The following is a 21,471-nucleotide window of genomic DNA, read 5'->3' as shown; positions in this document are numbered from 1 at the left end:
ACCCTAAAAAAAGCCCCCTTCCCCTGTCAACGGAGCGGAGGTTCCTTTCATCATTGTAATGTCCCGGAAAGGTTTCGGCAACACGACTTCGCTATGGTACGAACGCGGCCGAGACGGAACACGGCTAACGCGATGGAATTGACACATTCAAGAACATCATACTCAGGTGACGCATCAACACAGGTATCCGTTCCGTCTCGGCCGTACCACCTTACAGACACCCGTACCCAAAAAACAGGAACACATCCCATGACGGATAAACTTGACAGACCAGAAGGCAAGGTCGTCACCCGAACCTCGCCTCTCCTCCTCATTCTGGCCCTTGCCATCGGTTTTTTCGCCGGGGTTGCCTTATCGGCCTGGAAAATGAAAGCCCCGGGCTACGCCACCACCGCGCCCCAGGGCAACGCCAAGCTGGCACAGATGGCCCAGGCCCTGGAGCAGCAACTTGCCGAGAACCCGAATAACGCGGACCTGCTTATCCGCCTGGGCAACACCTACTTTGATACGGACCAGTACGCCAAGTCCATCGACGCGTACAACCGCGCCCTTGCCATCACACCCGACAATGCCAACGTCCTCACCGACCTGGGGATTATGTACCGGCGAAACAAACAGCCGCAAAAAGCCGTTGAAACCTTTGACGCGGCCATTGCCGTCAACAAAGAACAGGAAAGCGCCTACCTCAACAAAGGCATCGTCCTGTTCTACGACCTGGGCAAACGCGATGAGGCCATCGCCTCCTGGGAGGCCCTGCGGGAGATCAACCCCCTTGCCATGGCAGGTAACCAGTCCATCGATGAATTCATCGCCCATTTCAAAGAGGGGCATGACAAGGAAGGAAACCAATAATGCGCGCGTCCCAGAATCTCCTTTCTACGGTGACGGATCACTTCAAATCCGTCCGCCTGACCGTGGCCCTGCTGCTCATGCTGGCGGGTACCTCGGTGCTGGGTACCCTGATCCCCCAGAACAAACACGCCGCCGACTACATCCAGACCTTTGGCGAGCCCCTCTACCGGGTCTTCCACATCCTGGATTTGACGGACATGTACGGTTCCTGGTGGTTTGTCCTGCTCATCATCCTGCTGACCGTCAACATCGTGGTATGCACGGTGACCCGCTTCCGAACCACCCTGAAGCTCTCCTTCGGCAAGGGGTTTAAAGGGTTTTCCTCGCTTCCGACCCTGGCTAAAGGCACCAGCCCCAAATCCCCCGGAACCCTTGAAGAGACCGTTCAATCGGCCCTTTCCGCCCGATTTGCCACAACCCGGAAGGTCGCCCTCCCGAACGGGGTCGCCTTTGACGCCGAAAAAGGCCGCTGGACCCGCATGGGAGCGGACGTGGTCCACGCAGGCATCCTCATCCTGCTGGCAGGGGCCCTGGTGGGCAGCCTCTTCGGGTTCGACGGAGCGGTGAACGTACCCGAGGGCGAAACCGTCGATACCATCATCCTCAGAAACACCAACGAAAAAAAGCCCCTGGGCTTTTCCGTGCGCTGCAACACCTTCAGCATCAGCCATTACGACACGGGCAGCGTCAAGGAGTACCGGTCCAGCCTCACGGTTCTTGAAAATGACAAGGAGGTCCTCACACGGGACATCATCGTCAACAAGCCACTCACCCACAACGGGGTGACCTTCTACCAGTCCAGCTACGGCACCATGGGGGCCAAGGACTTCTCCTTTGCCTTTATGGAAAAAGCCACCGGTCAAACCGTGACCAAGGCGGTGGACATCGGAGAAACCGTCCCCTTTGCCCCGGGCAAGACCTTCACCTTCGACCGCTACGCATCCAACCACGCCTTCAACGGAAGGTCTGTGGGTGAGGCCGCCATCGGCACCCTCACAGACAACGGCTCAAAAACCGAGGTGGTGCTCCTCTCCCGCTTCTCCAATTTCGACAAAATGCGCAAGGGCGACTGGATCCTCTCCATCGCAGACCATGAACACGCCTACTACACCGGGCTTCAGGTAACGTACGACCCCGGCGTGGGTCTGGTCTACACCGGTTTTATCCTCATGATTGCAGGCTGCTTCGTGGCCTTTTTCACGGGCCATAAAAAGATCCGCGTCACCCTTACCCCGGCGGCCCTGGGCAGCACCGTCACCGTCTCGGGGGCAGCCCCGAAAAACAAGGTGTGGGCCACACGCTACGCCCGGCAGCTTCTAAACAGGCTGGGTTAACACGATAAGATCACCCCTTGCCTTGGCGCATGGGGTGATCATGTATGACACTTAACAGATTCGGAGAACAGAGATGACAAGCTCCCTGCTCATATCCATTGCAACCTTTGTCTACGGCCTGTCCGGCCTCCTCTACTTTTGTGCGTGGATTTTCAAGTCAACCCGGCTGAACCTGCCTGCCACGGCCACTGCAGCCGTGGGCCTTGGGATCAACACGGCGGGATTCCTGCTGCGGTGGTCCGAGTCCTACGCCCTGGGCATCGGGCGCATTCCGCTATCCAACCTCTATGAGTCCCTTGTCTTTTACGGCCTGGCCATCGCCGCCCTCTACCTGGTGCTGGAGCGGCTCATGAACATCCGCATCGCAGGGGGTTTTGCCCTCACCTTCTCCTTTCTGGCCCTGGCCTACGCCTCCCTCTCCCCCAGCGTGGGCTCACAGATCCGCCCCCTGATGCCCGCCCTGAAGAGCAACTGGCTCAGCGCCCACGTCATGACCTGCTTTGTGGGCTATGCCGCCTTTGCCCTCTCCTTTGCCCTGAGCCTTCTCTTCCTCTTCCGGCCCGACGCGGCCCGGTCCGAGGAGGGGTCCTTCGACATCGACGAGGCCTCCCACCAGATGATCCTCCTGGGCTTTCTCTTCCTGTCCATCGGCATCATCACCGGCGCGGTATGGGCCAACTCTGCCTGGGGCCGCTACTGGGGCTGGGACCCCAAAGAGACCTGGTCCCTCATCACCTGGTTCATCTACGCCTCCCTCATCCATGTGCGCCTGGTCCGCGGCTGGAGCGGCAAGAAAACCGCCGTCCTCTCCATCATCGGCTTTGCCGCCGTCATGTTCACTTACTTCGGCGTAAACCTGCTTCCCGGCCTGCACAGCTACGGAGCCTAACAGTTTCGGGAATGCTTCGAGCCCTCGTTCCTCGGGCTCGTCGCATTCCCTTACGGGCTTTGCCCGTGAGACCCCACCATGAATGCAGCATCCCACCCACGGCACACAGGGTACACCTCCCGCACCGATAAACGTTTCGCGTGGCCAAAGGCTTTCGCTGCAGACCAAGCCATCCAATAAAAATTAACACACCATATTTTCGAATACATTTCGATTCGCAAGACGCTCCCCGCGAAGGCTCACTCATCTGCCACCACCAATATAAATAAAAGCGATTCGGAAGGTCGGTTCGACTCGTATAGCTAAATTGGGGATGGAAGAGAAAGGGATATGGGGAAGGTTTTAGCAGCTCTTTTTGGTCACGATTCTGCGTTCCCCGGCGGGTCGCTTTATCGAATAAAATCGTCGTAAAAAGTTATCCTTACGAGGAAACAAACTGTATGATTCGGCGGAGGCATAACCAAAGGGGCTCTTAAGATCAGCAAAAGGGCCCCCTTTTCAAGCATACCTTCCGAAACGTCCATTAATTTACCAGGTAAGGGACTGGCTCGCGGCTTTCTTTTCCTGATTATACATCATAAGAAGAGTTTGGTAATTGCACATTCCGATCCCGCAGTATTGGTCAATGACGCGGTCCAACAATGAGGCATCTGTCACCTTCGTCAATTGCTTGAAGGATTTTAGCTCTTGATTCTCCATCATGCGCAGGGTCGAGGGGTTCCCCATGCCGATAGCCGAATATTCCCTATTCACATTTTCCTTGATATATTCGATAACTTGCTTTTTCTCTTTTTCCGAACCAGAAAACGATGCAGGATGGATAAACTCAGCCGCACTGCATGCTAAAGGCATGATAAAAACAAAAATGACAAAGAGCACCCGTTTCATAAATGACTCCCAAATAAATAGATACAGAACAAATATTTTTGGTGAGGTGTGTTGATTAAATAACAATTTCACAAGAAAAAACCTCACCATGCTCAAAGCATGAGGCAAAAGCGGACAGGCTCTTTACTTTTTACACGGATCTACAGACGAATCCGCTATAAAAAAACCTGTCCTTTTTTTCTTTTTTCTCGTTTTATTTAGTCTGATCGGCCCCAAAGCCGTCCCCTAACCAAACGTGTTTATGCATCCTTTTTAAGGGTGCTCTTGCCGGCATCCAGTGCTTCGGAAATAGATGAAAACGAATTAATAAGATGTTCCGATGAATTTGGAAGGAATATTTTCGTCGCCTTGCCTTCACTCAAATTCTTGCTGATCGTATTGCCGGCATGAAGCTTGAGGTAATAGGCTATGTCCGGGTGCGCCTGGATCACCTTGGCGATAACTTCATACCCATACGATTCCGCATCGAACTCCATCTTTTTCGCATCCGCATCTGCTTTTGCCTTGATGATGATGGCCTCGGCCTCGGCGGCAGCAGCAACTTTCTTACCATCGGCAATGGTTATCTCATACTCTCTTTGGCCCTCGGCTTCTTTAATCTTTGCTTCACGTAATCCTTCTGCATGGAGGATTTGCTGTCTCTTCTCGATATCCTGCTGTTTTTGGTGCAATAATTGTTCTGCAAAGGCGCCCAGCTCAAATTCTTTTATCTCAAGCCTGACAACTCGAATTCCCCACTCGTCGGTTGCTTTGTCGGCTTCCTGTGTGAGTGATTCGGAAATAAGGGCCCTGTTGGAATACGTTTCCTCGAGAACATGGTTTCCGATTTCCGCCCGCAAAATCGATTGGACCAACTTGCGCAGAGAACTGGTATAATCCGTCACCTTGAATAGGGCTTTGTAAGGATCAAAGACGTTGAAGTAAATGATGGCATTAACCTCGAACTGCACATTATCTTTAGATATAACGCGCTCCTTAGGATAATCGTAAACAATCTCCTTGATATCCACCTCATTGGTCGAAATCACATTAGAGGTCATCGGGTCAGTAATCTTAAAAGTATACACGTTCCCCAACAATCCCCACAACGAAACAAACGACTGCATCCCAGGTGTCAGTGTCTTGACGTATTTTCCAAACCTTGTGATAACGACATTGGTCCCTTCCTTGACAAACACAAAACGAACGATCCACAACGTCAACAAACTCAGAATCTTATCCATCCCCATACCCTCAATAAACGTCTCAAAACTTTAATCGTTTCCAACCCATCGTATGGATTCCAAACACCCAACAGCCGAACCCGTCGGCACGCTGCATGGCCACGTACGCAAAAAAAACCGGAATGGAGGTTAAACCCATCCGACAGCGTTTATGCATCAAAATGACGAATAAATTTGCCACCGACCGGCCTCAACTGCCTACTCATCAAATTAAAACAAAGTAATTTATCAAGCCATTGGCTTATCAAAACAAACTTCTTATTAATTAGTCATTCATACCCATACCCCATAGCATACAGAGCCGTCCGTAGGGGAAGAAAGAGCCATGCATTGATTCCTCATACGCCTAAAAACGATTTTTATCAATTTGAAAAAACTTACCGATACTTAGGAAAGAACATTTTCAAAATAGGAAGAATAACTATCTTTAAGTCATACCGTCAATAATCGATGCACATTCACGCACACGCACCGAACCGACGGAAAGCAATTCTCTTTTTTCATCCCCACCTTAAAACGTTGGCCAAAGATCAAAAAAAAGACAGGCACTACCTTCTTAACTCGGCGACGTCATAAAACCGCTCCGAGCCTATAAGAAAAAGAGCCTGCCCCAGTTTAATTTAGATCCTATTTGCTATTCATATGAAAGACATACGTTAGATTCAATTATTATTATGGGGACAGGCTCTTTATCTACCCAAGCAACTATCCGTCAAACATGCCCGTTAGAGCCCAGGATCAAGCATAGCAGTGCACCATAAACAGCTTTTTAGGGGTGGAATGGTCAAACAAAGGTGAAAGGAAATCGAGTCTGATCATCAACTTGGAATATGAGAGAGAGAAAAAAAAAGGCATATTCCTTCAAAGAATCAACACAATACGGCACGAGCATCGGTTTCAAAATAGTGGATAAGAAAACCCTCAGGCCTCGGCCAGCCGTTTCAGGGAATACATCCCCTCAATTCCTTTGACGCGCTTTGGGATCTTTTCCCGTGTGGATTGGAAATGATCTTTGAAGGTTTCATACTGCGTCTCAACAAAGGCCCGAGAACCAATGATCCCTGAATCCGTAAAATAGCGGCTCCTGTATCGGAATCGGCGCAGCCGGTTCATCTCAAACCCTTCGGTCGCCTCCTCATCCAGTACCTTTCTGGATATCTTCGCTTTGCCCCTCTTGTCGATGGCACCTATATGATACAGATACTCACGGTATGTCTTAAGCTGCGTAGCGGCATCATCCTCGCCGAATTCCGGTGTTCCCAGATCCGATGAAAGAAACCCGTCCTTGTTGCCCGTCTGGATATGATACCCGATGGAGCACCACCGATAATCCTCCGGGCGCTTCACGATACCGGCTCGCACGGCATTTAAATCTATATACGCGAGGCAATGGATCAACGTACTTCCCTGCTCCACAATGACGCTCTTGAAGCGCTCTCCCCACAGGGTCCCTTTCCGCTTTTTGCGCTTGTTGTAAAAACAGGAGAACCGCTGCTTGATGTCCTTGACGTAAGCCGACAAACTGCAAAACCGCTCTCGATACTCTTCCAGCCGCTCCTCGGGAAACTCGATCGTTTCTCCATAGAGCAGGTGAAAACGTATTCGCACGTCTTCATTGGACATGCTGTCAGCAGGACTCACCTCCACCAGCAAATGGAAATGGTTTCCCATGATGGCAAACCCCAGAACTTCGACGCTGTAAACCGCCGAATACCTCTGAATGATCCGTACCAGCTCGTCTTTCTCGACCTTACCGAACGGAAGACCGTCCAGTGCAGTCCGGCTGATCACATGGTACGCGGCCTTTTGACCTGAGTCCGTCACGACCATACGGGGAACTCGCGGCATAACACCCTCCTTCCCGGTCTTGCAGAATCTGATATGGGTTTGGTTTGAAAATATTTTTTTGAATTATTAAGGCATGATACAAGCTCAACAAACTGTTTCACAGGTAGACATGGGATGTCCAGTATAAAGAGCCTGTCCCCAAAAGAGAGAAGAGAGAAGGGAGTGAGTTAAAGTCACTACTGTCCAAAATAGCCTCCCCAAAGAAAGGGGATTTTCTTCGAGAGACCCCTGTGGTTACTGGATGTTGTTCAATTCTTAAAAAACAGGCCCCATTTTCTGGCTGCTGTCCAACTCACGTAAATGGGAGCATTAACTGTACTGACATAGGCTCAAGTGGCAGCACATCATATGGCTGATCTATCCAGGCCCACAAATCCCTGTGTGTAAACAGGTTCCACCTCAAAAAGGCAACCAGATTTGACAGTGACCAGCCAAACTTTGATTTGGCCTGAAGGAACTTGATGATCAACATTGCGATAAGTGCTGTCCAAATCTGTATCATCAGGGCATTTTCAGCGGTTCCAACGAATGTTTTGATCCGCAGATTCTGCTTTATCGCTTTGAAGAACAGCTCAATTTGCCATCGGTCCTTATAAATGGCTGCAACCGTTGTCGCCCCAAATGTCATATGGTTGGTCAGCAGCTCAATGTGCCTGTCATTGTCCTTATCGAAGACGACAATTTTTCGAAGCCGATGGGGACATTTTTCATAAGACTTTTTGTCTGTGAACTCAATCTCTTCGTCACTGATAATATTTCGATTTTTTGGGGCCGCCCTTGTTGCGACCACTCGATAAGCGGCATTGTTTTTCGTTCTCGTTACAAAATGGACATGATCCTCAGTCCACCGACAAAACAGCTTGTAGTCGTTGTAGGCTCGGTCCATAGCTACTATTGACTCTGGGGCGATATTCAAATTTCTCGCTACGGTGACATCATGCGTGCCACCTGTTGTGATATGCACAAAACTTGGAAGGTAGCCATCATGGTCTAAAAGGAGATGCAGTTTAACCGCACCCTTTGTTCTTCGAAATTTAGCCCATGGAAACAGGCCCAGGCAAAGTGAGATCGTTGAGCTGTCAAGTGACAATAATTTGTTCTTAAATCGAAACTTATGCCTGGTCGGTGCAAGAGCCTGACATTTGACAAGGGTTTCATAAAAGAGACTTCGATACATCTCCCAGGGCCGTTTCTGGTTTGCATATGACAGTGTCGACTTGCTTGGGGGTTGTTTCATTCCAAGGTGCCTCAACTTGCCATTGGCCGAGGCCAGACCACCAGATATTTCTCGGAGGCTTTTTGCTTGAGCTATTTGGCAAAAAAGCATGGAAACAAAATGGTCCCAGCATTTAAAGCCTTTTGCGTTTCTTTCTGCGTCGTGGTTTGAGACTAAGCGGGCAAACTGGTTACGATCAAAAAAACCTACGATTTGACTGAAAAGGCTGGCATGACGTACCATTGATATGCTCCTTGTTTGGCGAGGTCTTTGTTGGCAAACTTAACCATGCCTTATAAGGAGCTTCTTTTCAAATTCTCACCGGTTTACTTCCGGTCAAATCCTATTTTGGACAACAGTGAGTTAAAGTGATTATTTTTCAGCATAACGGATTTTGGATATACAAAAAACCTTCACACCCTTTGGCGATGAAAACTTGATTTCGTCATCCACCCGTTTTCCTAGTATTGCCTTACCTAAAGGCGAATCCATACTCAGTTTTCCCTCGGCAACATTAAGCTCATCGGGTCCAACGATACGATATTCGACCTCTTCCCCCTCATCATCTTCAAGGGTAACAAAAGCACCGAAATAGACTTTTTCCTGGTCCTCAGGGATATGACTGACTACAGTCATCCCATCGAGACGTTTCGTTAGAAATCGAAGCCTTCCATCAATTTCCCGCAAGCGTTTCTTGCCATAAATGTATTCGGCATTTTCACTGCGATCCCCTTGTGCGGCAGCCTTCGCGATTCTATCGGTCACACCTGGTCGTTCAACGGTCCATAGGTAATGAACTTCATCCGTTAACTTTTGTGCACCTTCCCGCGTGATATACTTTGACCCTTGTTCTTTTGGAGGACGCCATCTACCCATTTTCAACTCTCAGTATGTTATGAACCATGTTATCCAGATCATATTCTGTCTGTATTCTGGTTCGTTCATTAAATGTATCGATAAAACGATTCCGCCTGTCAACGCGTGGTAACCGAAGCATGGTTTTGGCCATCGGGTATGAGCGGTTTGTTATGAAGCTAATCAAAAAGCTCAAGAGCCGAATCACTCCATTCGTGCGAAAACTTAGACCATCGTAGATCCGCAGGCGGAAAATTGGACTTGCAATAGCCTCTTTTATTTTCAAAGTCAAAGACAGCATGTGGGTAGTTATTAATCAGCAGAAGCGATTTCAGTCCATCACCCGACCATACGACCTGAACGGTTGAAGGCAAATGCGCATCTGAGACATTTTCGGCATCGTAAATATGCAACGCATCAAGAATTGGATTGCCATGAAGAGCCATATCCAACCCATAAAAATAACCTGTTTTGCCATCATCTTCAAAAACAACCATAAAGCCATTCTTGGGTGAACGGCACTCAACAACAGTCTCTTGACCAATCATTATCTGCTGTTCTTCATAAATCATTGATTGAGCCATGACCTCACCATACATAAAGAAAAAGAGACATCATCAAAACCATGGACCGATAAAAAAAGAAGACTCACAGTGAGTGAGCCAACCGGTTGCCAAACATTGCAGAACGAAACGCGCAGCTTTTGACAACCCAAATCCTGTTTTTTTTTACGAACATTTTCTAATTTTAGGGATTTGTACCATAAAAGAGATCACACCAGCCACAAAAAAAGACCATCCCACCTCGCAGCATGGACCAAATAGGGACAGGTATCCGGCTAATCACATGGTACGCGCCTTTTTGCCCTGAATCTGTCAGGCATACGGGGAACTCACGGCACAACACCCTTTTCCCGGTCTTGATAAATGTGATGTGAATTTGGTTTGGGAATACTTTTTGAATTATTAATGTATGATACCAACACCACGACATAGTTCACAGGCGAGCATAGGGTGTCCAGCAGATGGAATCTGTCCCTGTTTCATAAAAGCCTGTCCGATGTACCACTATCACAGACAGCGCTGTAAAAAGTTGCGATGGTTCAACAAACTGAAAAAACACTCTGCTTCGTTCTCCACACGATCTATCCTCATTCGTTAGATATTGTTCCCAACAACCGCAAATAAATAAAGCAAGAATGCCACTCCGCTTGCTATGGTGCGCAGCCAATGCTTGGGTCCCCAAGATGATAGCAAGCCTTGAGTGTTTTCAGAATCGGGATCGTTATCTGAATTTAGCAGCACGTCGTTGATTGGCTTAATCACAATGAGGGTTATGGGTACAACGGAAATAAGAAAGAGTGCACCAATAAGCCAGAGTAGACTCATCCCATTGAACCAAACGACTACGCCTGAAATGAACCCAGCCACTGCAAGTGTAATTTGCAGTGGCGCTGCACGTTTATACATGGGAGGGAAAAAGCGACCACCAACGGACACTCCGGCTTCTAAAGTCGCCGGGTGTTGTGCTATCGAGATATAGAACGCCGCCCCAAAAAAAGTACCACAACAAAACAGTGCAATAATTTGGATTATCATTCTTGGCTCCGATATGAATGTGTATCGCTTTGCTCACTGAAAATCTGAGAGCGCAGCATGTCATTTTACCGAAAGGTAGCCTAAAAAGCCTGCCGGCTCTTTACCGGCTTACTCTTGAATGCTCTGCACCAATTCGTATTTATCGCTCTTCCCGAACGGAAGAGCGTCCAGTTCCGTCCGGCCAATCACATGGCTGGCGACCTTTTGGCCTTAATCAGTCACGATCACAGCCTTGCAGAAGCTGATACGGGGTTGTCTTGATAATTATTTTTCCGTGTTATTAAGACACCATACAAACCAAATGGATTATCTCACAGGCAAGCATGGGGTGTATAGCATAAAAAGCCTACCCCCCTTTTCCATTGAAACTCAATGTTATAAATTTGCATTTGGAGCTTTGCCTTTTTCAAAATTTGATTTGATGATTGATGGGGACAGGCTCTTTATCCTACATAAACCATCCCAACCCCATGCCTTTGACAACGCCACGCGGTGGAGACGTGTTCTGATCCGGTAAAAAGAGAAAACACCCTGCTAAATCATGCTTCAGCCAGGCATTTTAAGGAGTACATCCCCTCAATGCCTTTGACACGCTTTGGGATTCTCTCACGTGTGGACCCGAAGAGATCTTTAAATAGTTTATAGTTATAGGGGACAGGCTTTTTTTTTTAATCCTCAAAACGGATTTAACAAATAGGCTCGTAGATGTCCCCGAATCAAACCAAGGCGACCACCAAAAAAAGCTTCTCAAGAAAAAAAATCGAATTCAATCTTCAGGGTGGGGTCAAAAAAGGGAAAACGCATACCCAACCCTGAAGCCATGGTATCGACCCACAACGTGCCAAGGCGAAGGGTTATAGATTGGTAAAAATGCAATCCCACCCTAAGAAATCATGCATCGGACAACCGTTTTAAAGAATACATTCCCTCAATTCCTTTGACGCGTTTTGGGATTTTCTCACGTGCTGATCCAAAAAGATCCTTAAAGGTTTCATACCGTGCCTCGACAAAGGCCCTGGAACCAATGATCCCTGAATCCGTAAAATAGCGCGACTTATAACGTAACCTCCGAAGCCGGTTCATATCAAACCCTTCCACGGTCTCCTCATCCAGCACCCTCTTTGAAATCTTGACCTTACCTCTCTTTTCGATAGCCCCGATATGATACAGGTACTCACGGTATGTCCTGAGCTGCGTGGCGGCATCATTAACACCGAAATACGGCATACCCAAATCCGTTGAGAGAAAACCGTCCTTGTTTCCCGCCTGGATATGGTACCCGATTGAACACCACCGATAATCTTCCGGCCGTTTCACGATACCGGCCCGCACGGCATTTAAATCGATATACGCAAGGCAGTGGATCAACGTGTTTCCCTGCTCTACGATGACGCTCTTGAAACGCTCTCCCCACAGGGTCCCTTTCCGCTTTCTGCGCTTGTTGTAAAAACAAGAAAACCGCTGCTTGATATCCTTGACGTAGGCCGACAAACTGCAAAACCGCTCGCGGTACTCATCAAGCAACCCCTCAGGAAATTCCGTCTCTTCTCCATAGAGCAGCTGAAAACGCCTTCGCACCTCGTCATTGGACATGCTGTCCGCAGGACTCACCTCCACCAGCAGATGGAAATGATTTCCCATGATGGCAAACCCCAGAACCTCAACGCTGTAAATCGCAGAATACCTCTGGATGATCCGGACCATCTCGTCTTTCTCGACCTTCCCGAACGGAAGGCCGTCCAATGCGGTTCGGCTGATCACATGGTAGGCGGCCTTTTGGCCTGAATCCGTCACGACCATACGGGGAACTCGCGGCATAACACCCTCCTTCCCGGTCTTACAGAATCTGATGTGGGTTTGATTTGGAAATGATTTTCAGTGTTATTAAGGCATGATATCGAGCCAGACAACTATCTCACAAGCGCACAGGGAATGTCCAGCATAAAGAGCCTGTCCCCAATTTCCTCAAGATGCGCCGGGAGCCGTGTTGAATCGTCACCGAAAAAGCTATCAAGCTGTTTTTGGGCAAGCCCGCTCACCTGCCCCATCCCTGCATGGGAAATCCAGCATTTGTCGAAGGTGCAACAGCTCAGGTCAGATGCCCCGAAATCAATGAAACACAGCTCCGTTTCGACAAATTGGCAATGGGTAAATGAGGCCTTCCCAAAGGCCACGGCCCTTAAAGAAGCGCCATGAAATATGCACCTGTCAAACGTCGCCCCTTCCAGCTCGCATTCGTTTAACCCCACGTTATCAAAGTGGCATCCAGTAAATGTGCACTTTTTAAGGTTTGATCTTCCCATTCCCACCGATTGAAAATGGCAATCGGTAAAGTCAGCCCCCATATAAACCGACCCGGCCATCCTTGTCTCGTGAATGGTTGCCGAGTCGAGATCAAGCCCCGGAAGCGCTACGCTTTCAAGATTCTGCCGGGCAGATGTTTTTGCATAAACATGTTGAAAAAAGTACCTGGCCAGCATCAAGGCGTATGTACGCTCAGCAGCAAGTTGAGCGGGTAGCATGGAGTCAGGGACAAAGGTATAATTCCCTGTGTAGTCGACAACAAAAGAAGGGTTCTCGTTTTCAAAATCAAGATCAAAATAATCTTCGAGGTAATCTGCACTCTGAAACGCCGGGGACGTTTTCAGATACGTTCCAATTACTTCGAAAAGGGACGTTTCAATTAATTCAACATCACAACTGATCACCATCCGGACACAGGCTTCAAGTATCTTGATATCATCTATCGCTATACCAGCCTCACGTTTGGAAAGGCTATTGAGATACGTAGCGGCATCTGCCACTTTTTCGTGCACAGGGATCTCGCCGGATGAAAACCTTTTTATCAGGCCATGGGTATCCAAACGCCCCCCTTAGTAAGTGCTGTATTCATAGATATTATTCTGCCAGTCATCCAGAGAGTCAAACCACATTTCATGGTTGCTGTAGTAGAGGGAATCCGACTGGAGTTTTTCAAGGTCATGGTACTCTTCCGGGAGTTCGCTCAGAAAACAGTCAATGCCTAAATCATGCCATTTTTTGCAGACGGACTGATGAACCATGACCATTTCATGGTATTCTTTGAGTTCAAGGTAGATAAAGGGTCTTTCCAGCTCCGGGATTTTTTGAAACCGCTTTACCGCACGATCCACAGGAAGCGGATTGTAAAACGAAACAAAATGGTAGCCAGGATGACTCTTGCCCGTTGGGTCCGTCAACACTGCGGAACCTTTTGTGATACCCATTTTTTTATTCAGTGTAAGAACAGACTGAGCCTTTTCAGATAAAACCAGGGTTTCATCGCCAAAGGCGAAGCTTACATCGGGCAAGCGAAACGGCCTGCCTTTAAGATAGGGTTCAATATCGGTATCGTACCCGTTGGTATAGCCGATAAGTTCGAGGGAATCGCCCTCCCCAAAAGCCTGCATGTAATCAGAATCCCGCTTGGCATCTTCGGTCCGGCACCATTCAAAGTGGCTGTACGAAAGGCCAAGCCCCTTCTCTTCGTCTATGGAAATCTCAACACTCGGGATAATCAGTGGTATATACTCATCCAGAAGCGTTTTGGGTGTTTCATTCATGCTGTTGTGACGACCTTTAATTTAATGGATTGGAGCTGGTTCAACGTAACTGGTGGGTAACTCGTTGGGAGTCGTTGGGGACAGGCTCTTTATTTACTCTGTTGCCCAAGCGATGGTTTAGCATATGCCATAGCACGAGGCAATTTTGATTTGATGGGGACAGACTCTTTATCCACCCTTTGCTTTGCAAGCTTTGCCGCTGTAGATTTTCGAGAGATACTATCTGTATATTTTCAGGCCACTTTCCACCCAAGGCCTATTCTTGATATGAGCCAAACCGGATTTAACATCAGAAACCCACGGGCCATTTGGCTCGATCTCATAGTATTTGTTTTGCTTGGGAAAGTACCAGACATAATATGCAGAATCGTCATGTTCTGCAACTTGCACAATCCCACCAACCCTTGATTCAATGTGCCCGTTTTTCATATATGCAAAACCACAGGGTGCTTGATAGAAATTCCGCCTGGCAGAACCGGCAATAGGCACATAAACCCCTTCAGGCAGCAAAGCGGAAAACTCGGTAGAAATAATCCCTCGGGTTACAGCCGGAGTATATCCCTTATCGAGGAATATTGTTGAACCATAGACATTTGAAAAGTTGGAGGCATATTCATTCTGCAGTTCCATGACATCGTTTAGTTCAGTGCAACCGAAGAGTGCCAAAACAGCAATAAAAATAAGTATTTTAGAAAAATCATGAAGCATTTTTTCATCTCTGATAGAACAGCTATGTGAGCGACTTCGTCTCGCACATAACGCGGGCATGCCGACCCAGAAAGCTTATAGGGCAGCGGTTAAAGCTACGATGGAGGTAATGGGGTCAGGCTCTTTATCCCCATAACAACAAAGAAAAACATGCCGGCTAAAACCGATAAAATGCCTACCGTAAAATTGATACCAGCAAATAACTTTTTAAAGCATAAAAATTCCCACATTTAAAATGTTATAATTCTAAAACGTAAAATTCCGATTGAAAAATTCATCGACGACAATTGCACAACGCCTGCTCAAGTGGCCCCCCCCCCATACCGCAACAAACCAGAAATCGAGAAGGTTAATCTTTCAATATCATGAGGGAAATGGGCAGTTGTAGCGCGACCCGATCCGAATTGAGTGACTTTTTATAATCTTTTGTTGCAGTAACAGTAAGAATTATTTTCATATGATAGCAAATTGTTTTTACATGCCCATTCAAGAGATGCAAATTTAATTTCATTAATTTCTGGGGCATAATCTTCAACATAGAAAGCCGTAAGGTCTAATTCTTTAAGCTTCTTGTATGCTTTATAATTTTTTTTAAATTCTTTCTGTGATTTCCAGCAATAATCTGCGAGAGGAAGTATGAAGATTGATGCCAGTGACTTTACTTGAAAGTGGTTCATATGATGATTGGGAACACAAACGAAGGCCAAAACAACAATAATGATTGAAATAAAAAGCAGTATTGCGATTGTCAAATTTGACCTAACCCCATTCAAATACTTATCAGTATAGTAAGGAATTTTATTTATTTTCATGTTTTGGGGGTTTGCTTTTACAAAGTCAATCCCCAAACCTGAATCCCACATTTGAATAAAATATTCATCTGGAATAGCAAATATTTCTTTAGAGTCCATTGAAAAAACTACCCCCCGAATAAGTTTATAACGCATTTTTCAGAGACCTCGCGGCTCAAAACGAACCGGCCTGAAACCTATGATCGTACAAGGGCGGGATTGCATAGCCCGAACCGAATTTGGAGATCTGTCAGGAACGCATTACTTGCACCTTAAGGCATTCATTTACCTTGGATTCAAGTTCAGAAATTAATTCTGAATCCATAAACTTATATTCATCGGGAATATCAAGTATATGGATGGGCTTATATTCAAGTATTCTGGTAAACTCTGCTACCAACCTGATTTTGTGTTTTTTCTCCATGACAAAAATGATGTCAGCCCAGTGTATGTCCGCCGAACTGACAGTTTTCTTTGCTTTCGGGCTGGTACCAGCAGACCTTACATTAAAATCAGGATGCTTTCTCCAAAGCTCTTCAGCCGTTGGGCTTCTCCATTTGTTTCGGCTGCATATAAATAGCAGATTGTCGGTTTCCCGCATCTTTGGATATACCTTTCTCTAAATAGTTTACGTATACTTTTGATGAAATAGTTAAAGCCTAACTGCTCTCCACGAAGAAGCTTCCCAGGCGATTTCCATTTTTCTCAAGTTTAAAGGTAATCGCTGACCCCATGCATCTTCATTTGTTAACTTATTTTTGAATCTCCTCCAAATTTGATTTCTTTCATGCTCCTTTAGTTTCCTCCGTGAGATATGGAGCCAAAACATCACCATTGAGATGAGGTCTTTGTCGGACAGGCGATCTCTTAACACCAATCATGCAGGATGAGGTGTCAGCAACACATAACAAATTGGTTTATTGTCATAAAATCAGTACGCACTGCATTATACACATTACGTAACTTTAGATATCTCAATATTCGAAGCTTTAGAGATTCTATTACAAAAATCGTGAAATAAATAAACATTAAAAAAGCATTTGGGAAAAACGCATATAGAATTGGAATCTGTAGTGATAATGAGCGTTTTTTAGGTAATTCTAATTCTAATTCTAAATCATGGACCGCTTCATAGGAATAATAAGTGGCTTTTTTCCTCAAGCCAACTTGAGGTATCGTCACACCAACTTCTTCTAATAAATATATCGATGCCCAGTAATCCTTGTTGATAGACCGTAAAGGCCATAAATACAGTGAATTATGAATACTACAATCAAAAAAACCCCATTAAAACCTATCATTTGTTTTGTTGTTAAACCCTTACAAATATGTACAATAAGCCCAAATCCGCCAATCGCACACAGAAGGCTGTCGCCTATTTTCCGTTCATAAGCATATTTCTTTTCTGATTCAAAGCTCACAATTAAAGTTCCTCCAAACTAAATACCAACGTTAAATTGCATCGACTTGCTCGAGGCTTCTTATTGTTATCGTTTTTTAACTGTTTAAGCTTTCTTCCTGGAATAAAGCGCCTGAATCTCCTGAAAATCGAGCATTGCTACGGGTTTCTTGTTTTTATTACCGACTTTTGAAAGCCCAATAATCAATAGGACCACTGCCACAATGACACTGATTAGTATTATAGCTCCGATGATAATATACAGGAGACCAGACATAGCCAAAAATTCAATAATAGCTTGAGACTCAGACAACTTAATCCTCTTTTTTTGCTAAGATCAATTTTCAGATCAAAAAGAACATACCTAATAAATAATAAATTTCCCTGTACCACCTGTATAAAAAGGTTATATAAACGGGGTATCAGATATTCACCGCCTAAGTCACGGCCCATCCCCCTTACAGCCTTTGCCTTAAATGAGAAATCCGTAAACAGCCGGTTTAGTCATACGCATAAAATCTCTGTTTTTCAACGCAAAAAACAATTGATACCTGAGAGAGGACATTTGGCAACAGTTTGTAATTCTGGGCAATGACGTATGGCACTCTTCTCTGATTTTTGGCGCCAGATGTCAAACAGGTTGCTGGTCTTTGCATTCTGGAGATATCCATGCCATTGCCTTGTCATTGGTGTAAATGGAAGATGAAGGCCTTGTATATTTGAAAATACGTGGCAAGCGTCCGGGCCGGTCCATGTGATCACAACAGGTGCCTGGGCATGATGGGGATTTGAAATGACGATTCAATGGAAACGGCAATGAATAAGGGCTGGATTTTTCGATAAAAAAAGTATTGACACACCAAAAAGATGGCATTAGGGTGGGTCGTAATAACTAGTTATTGCGGCAATCATGGAATTCATGAAGCGACCCGACAGGATGTTAGAGCATCCTGCCAGGCCTGACCACAACAACCTTGTACGGAGGTCGTCATGGCTACACGGTTTTTTACACCACACCCACCCCCTTTTCAAGTCGTATTTTCCCCACCACGAGCAACATTGCGCTCATTCACCCGACGTTACAGCCGTTTCAAATGGCCCTATAAACACGCTCGGTTCTGATTGACGGGAGTCAAACGCCCTTCGGATGTCTTTTTGCTCTTCAAGCTATTTTGGGTAATGGTTGAGCTGCGTCTCTTTTCCTCTTGAGTGTTTCCGGGGGGTGTTTGATCCGAAAAAGCAGGGGAAGAAGGTCATAGGGAAAACAGGTTATAGGTCATAAGCTGATCACCGTTTACGCGTTACGCGATGCGGTATTGATGCATTGGTGTTTTTTGGTTCTTCTGGTGCGCGGAGTGCACCCTGCGATGGGTGGCTTATTGGCTTTTTTTTCCTCATCACGGGCACCATTTACCAACGTACCGGGCCTTAGCAAACCGGGCTGTGTCCTTGTATGCCCTCTTACCTATTCCCTATTAACTGATCCCATTATCCACCAAAAAACTGGGGGCTTCATCATGACCTCATTGAACAGCCACTCGTCACCCGGCATGTTTTCCGGGTCGGAGATTTCCGAGCTGTGTGATTCCATCAAGGACGTTCACCGGTTGTTGAAATCGGTGGGTGATTTTTTTACCGAGCTGGAGGGAGCCGAAGATCCGGGTGGCAACGGCCTGCAACTGGACTTCAAGCGGTGGGGAATCCGAACCATCACCGAGGATCTTCTGGCCCGACAATACGCCAAGATTGACCGCATGGTGGCCATTTACCGGGAAGAGCAGGAGAGAATGAAGGAGAGGGGGAAAACGACGAATGGAGCCAGGGTACCTCCGCTGTGAGGCGGGTTTTGGTTCGGTTTTGTTTGATTTGATTATGCCGGAACCAGTATCTCGTGGGGATATTCCGTGCACCAAAATCAACGTCCTCATGCCCCGAACGCCTCGGTAAAGTCGAAAACGGGGATATCAAGCGATGCTGATCTCCTAAGCCCAACACTATACAGTGGTTCGCCAGAAGACCGCCGGGCTTTAACCCGAGGAACAAGGGTCAAAGCCCAGCGGTAACCAGCTTTCAAGGTGGCACACCTTGTCGCCGGAGGCATTGCTTTTATCTATTGCCTGGCACCTTATCGCATGTGTCGCAAGGTGGCGTATCCGCCTGCCACGGCTTTGACGTCGTAACCTCGGTGCTTGAGGATACGGTAGCCGAGGTAACCGCGGAGACCGATGGCACAGAGAACCAGGACACGCTTGGACTTGTCGATTTCATCGCAACGGTTGCGGATCTGGTCCACGGGGATGTGGAGGACGTGATCCAGGGTGCCGTTTTCTTCGATCTCTTCGTCGGTACGCACATCGAGGATGAGGTCTTTTTCCGGGTCTGCTGCGAGGGTTTCCGTGTAGTCGATCATCTCCACGTCACCCATGAGGATGTTGCCGGCCACGTAACCTGCGATGTTCACGGGGTCTTTGGCTGAGGAGAAGGGGGGAGCGTAGGCCAGTTCGAGCTCCTGGAGATCGAAAACGGTCATGCCCGCCTTGATGGCCGTTGCGATGACGTCGATGCGCTTGTCCACGCCTTTACCGCCCACGATCTGAGCACCCAGGACCTTGCCGTCGTTGGGGGCGAAGAGAAGCTTGATGGCCATCATCTCGGCGCCGGGGTAGTAGCCTGCGTGGGAGCCGGAGTGGGTCCAGCTGGCTTTGTAGGGAATATTGTCGGCTTTCAGGCGCTTTTCGCTCATACCGGTGGAGGCAGCGTTCATGTCGAAAATCTTGGCGATGGAGGTGCCGAGGGTGCCTTTGTAGACAGAGCGCCTGCCGGAGGCATTGTCGGCAGCGATACGGCCCTGGCGGTTGGCGGGACCGGCCAGGGGGATCACCACTTCGGCCCCGGAGACGTAGTCCAGGGTGGTGACGGCGTCGCCGGTGGCGAGGATGGCGGGATCCGAGGTCATCATGGAGGCGTCCACGCGCACCCCGCCCTTGTCGGACATGGCCAGGTCAGCGGCCTTGGCAAGGCTTGTTTCCGGGCGCACGCCCGTGGCCAGAAGCACCAGGTCGTATCGCCTTGTTTCAGAACCTTTACCGTTCTGGAGAACCACATCGTAGGCACCGTCTGTGGCCTCGATGCCCTGCACCGATGTGGAGGTAAAGACCGTGGTGCCCTTGCTCTTTACGTGGGTTTCAACGGCGGCGGCCATCTCCACGTCCAGGGGGGGCATGATCTGATCGGTGAGTTCCACCACGGTGGTCTCCACCCCGCGCTCCACAAGGTTCTCCGCCATCTCCAGGCCGATGAACCCGGCCCCTGCCACCAGGGCGGTCTTGGGGGCCTTGGCGTCCACGTAGCGCTTGATACGGTCGGTATCCGGGATGTTCCTCAAGGTAAAGACCCCGGGCAGGTCGATGCCCTTGATGGCCGGGCGGAAAGGCTCGGCACCGGGGGAGAGGATCAGGCGATCGTAACCTTCCACGGAGGTCTTGCCGGTCCTGACGTCCCGGACCGTTACCTCTTTCTTCTCACGGTCAATGTCCGTTACCTCGGTCATGCTGCGGATATCCACGTTGTAGCGGCTGGAGAAGGACTCCTCGGTGGTTACCAGAAGGGCGTCACGCTCCGTGATCACCCCGCCGATATAATACGGCAGCCCGCAGTTGGCAAAGGAGATGTACTCACCCCGTTCAAAAATAATGATCTCCGCGTCTTCTTCCAGGCGGCGTGCCCTGGCCGCAGCCGTGGCACCCCCTGCAACTCCTCCGACAATGACGATTCTCTGCATCTGTATCTCCCAATATTGGTATTGTTATTAATTAAGTATCCTTGTGGACTCCCTTGCCCGACTATTTCATGAAAAAACGACCATACCAAATATATATTTTCTCATTACAATGGGTTACCAGGAAAATTCGAGACAATTCAAAATACAACATGTCATCCACTGTATTCTGCTCGATTGTCTCTCCCTTCGGGCGAGCCGAACTTGGGGAGCCAGTTTTCTCGAATGGGTTACATTTTTTGTAACTATTCAGATCAAAAAAGCCTCCGGCGGCCCTGCCGGGGGCCAAACTTTTAAAAAGTTTGATAAACAGGTCTCAAGTAATCGTTCACAGGCTCCGCCGAAACAATTCCGACATTTTTGCACCCGTGCTTCGTTTTTCAAGAAAAGTGAAACAGGCCTCTCCGGCAAAGAGCATTGCAAGATGTCACACATCACGCGAATGCTTTGATACCGTTGGCAAAAGAAGAGCTTCCATGCATTCGCCATAGGGTTTCAGGGTGGCCGGAGG

18 protein-coding genes are annotated in these 21,471 nt (G+C 47.9%); 4 read left to right on the top strand and 14 right to left on the bottom strand.

The genetic code is table 11. The annotated features are described in order from the left end of the window. The first annotated feature begins 249 nt into the window (after positions 1 to 249). From MSL71_RS12190 to ccsB, 3 genes are all read left to right on the top strand, one after another. Positions 250 to 852 (top strand): tetratricopeptide repeat protein, encoded by a 603-nt coding sequence (locus tag MSL71_RS12190; RefSeq protein WP_218951012.1) that lies wholly within the window; start codon positions 250 to 252, stop codon positions 850 to 852. Beyond that, a complete protein-coding gene (locus tag MSL71_RS12185) occupies positions 852 to 2,186 on the top strand; it encodes a cytochrome c biogenesis protein ResB (RefSeq protein ID WP_180140617.1) in 1,335 nt (444 codons plus the stop codon). Before MSL71_RS12190 ends, MSL71_RS12185 begins: the two co-directional genes overlap by 1 nt. 73 nt (positions 2,187 to 2,259) lie before the next feature. Next, positions 2,260 to 3,075, top strand: coding sequence for a c-type cytochrome biogenesis protein CcsB (ccsB, locus tag MSL71_RS12180; RefSeq protein WP_180140615.1), 816 nt, complete (start codon positions 2,260 to 2,262; stop codon positions 3,073 to 3,075). 528 nt (positions 3,076 to 3,603) lie between these two features. On the opposite strand, the gene MSL71_RS12175 is transcribed toward ccsB, so the two are convergent. From MSL71_RS12175 to MSL71_RS12115, 13 genes are all read right to left on the bottom strand, one after another. Next, positions 3,604 to 3,963, bottom strand: a complete 360-nt coding sequence (locus MSL71_RS12175) for a hypothetical protein (protein WP_180140613.1) — start codon at positions 3,961 to 3,963, stop codon at positions 3,604 to 3,606. A gap of 239 nt (positions 3,964 to 4,202) precedes the next feature. Next, entirely contained in the window at positions 4,203 to 5,186 is a 984-nt protein-coding gene (locus MSL71_RS12170) for an SPFH domain-containing protein (RefSeq protein ID WP_180140611.1), read from the bottom strand. 921 nt (positions 5,187 to 6,107) lie between these two features. Then, the gene (locus MSL71_RS12165) at positions 6,108 to 7,034 is read right to left on the bottom strand and encodes a transposase (protein WP_180140609.1); all 927 of its coding nucleotides are present in this window, start codon (positions 7,032 to 7,034) and stop codon (positions 6,108 to 6,110) included. Between the two features lie 292 nt (positions 7,035 to 7,326). After that, positions 7,327 to 8,493 (bottom strand): IS4 family transposase, encoded by a 1,167-nt coding sequence (locus MSL71_RS12160; RefSeq protein WP_180140607.1) that lies wholly within the window; start codon positions 8,491 to 8,493, stop codon positions 7,327 to 7,329. A 129-nt stretch (positions 8,494 to 8,622) separates the two neighbouring features. Beyond that, a complete protein-coding gene (greB, locus tag MSL71_RS12155; protein WP_180140606.1) occupies positions 8,623 to 9,126 on the bottom strand; it encodes a transcription elongation factor GreB in 504 nt (167 codons plus the stop codon). A 158-nt stretch (positions 9,127 to 9,284) separates the two neighbouring features. Next, a complete protein-coding gene (locus tag MSL71_RS12150; protein WP_246317776.1) occupies positions 9,285 to 9,689 on the bottom strand; it encodes a DUF2251 domain-containing protein in 405 nt (134 codons plus the stop codon). Between the two features lie 573 nt (positions 9,690 to 10,262). Further along, positions 10,263 to 10,703, bottom strand: a complete 441-nt coding sequence (locus MSL71_RS12145) for an anthrone oxygenase family protein (RefSeq protein WP_180140604.1) — start codon at positions 10,701 to 10,703, stop codon at positions 10,263 to 10,265. An 891-nt stretch (positions 10,704 to 11,594) separates the two neighbouring features. Further along, positions 11,595 to 12,521, bottom strand: a complete 927-nt coding sequence (locus tag MSL71_RS12140) for a transposase (protein WP_180140602.1) — start codon at positions 12,519 to 12,521, stop codon at positions 11,595 to 11,597. A gap of 92 nt (positions 12,522 to 12,613) precedes the next feature. Then, entirely contained in the window at positions 12,614 to 13,567 is a 954-nt protein-coding gene (locus MSL71_RS12135; protein ID WP_180140600.1) for a pentapeptide repeat-containing protein, read from the bottom strand. A 9-nt stretch (positions 13,568 to 13,576) separates the two neighbouring features. After that, positions 13,577 to 14,284 carry a hypothetical protein gene (locus tag MSL71_RS12130; RefSeq protein ID WP_180140598.1) on the bottom strand — a complete coding sequence of 236 codons (708 nt, stop codon included), beginning with the start codon at positions 14,282 to 14,284 and terminating at the stop codon, positions 13,577 to 13,579. Between the two features lie 219 nt (positions 14,285 to 14,503). Further along, positions 14,504 to 14,992, bottom strand: coding sequence for a hypothetical protein (locus MSL71_RS12125; RefSeq protein WP_180140596.1), 489 nt, complete (start codon positions 14,990 to 14,992; stop codon positions 14,504 to 14,506). Positions 14,993 to 15,408: 416 nt separating this feature from the next. Continuing rightward, entirely contained in the window at positions 15,409 to 15,903 is a 495-nt protein-coding gene (locus MSL71_RS12120; protein WP_180140594.1) for a hypothetical protein, read from the bottom strand. 130 nt (positions 15,904 to 16,033) lie between these two features. Next, a complete protein-coding gene (locus MSL71_RS12115) occupies positions 16,034 to 16,384 on the bottom strand; it encodes a low molecular weight protein tyrosine phosphatase family protein (protein WP_180140592.1) in 351 nt (116 codons plus the stop codon). Between the two features lie 2,315 nt (positions 16,385 to 18,699). Between MSL71_RS12115 and MSL71_RS12110 the strand changes: the two genes are divergently transcribed. Further along, positions 18,700 to 19,020, top strand: coding sequence for a hypothetical protein (locus tag MSL71_RS12110; RefSeq protein WP_180140590.1), 321 nt, complete (start codon positions 18,700 to 18,702; stop codon positions 19,018 to 19,020). A 287-nt stretch (positions 19,021 to 19,307) separates the two neighbouring features. Here MSL71_RS12110 and MSL71_RS12105 read toward each other — a convergent pair whose 3' ends face one another. Further along, entirely contained in the window at positions 19,308 to 20,963 is a 1,656-nt protein-coding gene (locus MSL71_RS12105) for an FAD-dependent oxidoreductase (protein ID WP_180140589.1), read from the bottom strand. Positions 20,964 to 21,471: the final 508 nt, after the last annotated feature.

Source organism: Desulfoluna butyratoxydans, from assembly GCF_900699765.1.
GTDB lineage: Bacteria > Desulfobacterota > Desulfobacteria > Desulfobacterales > Desulfolunaceae > Desulfoluna > Desulfoluna butyratoxydans.
This window is presented reverse-complemented; position numbering and strand designations above follow the sequence as displayed.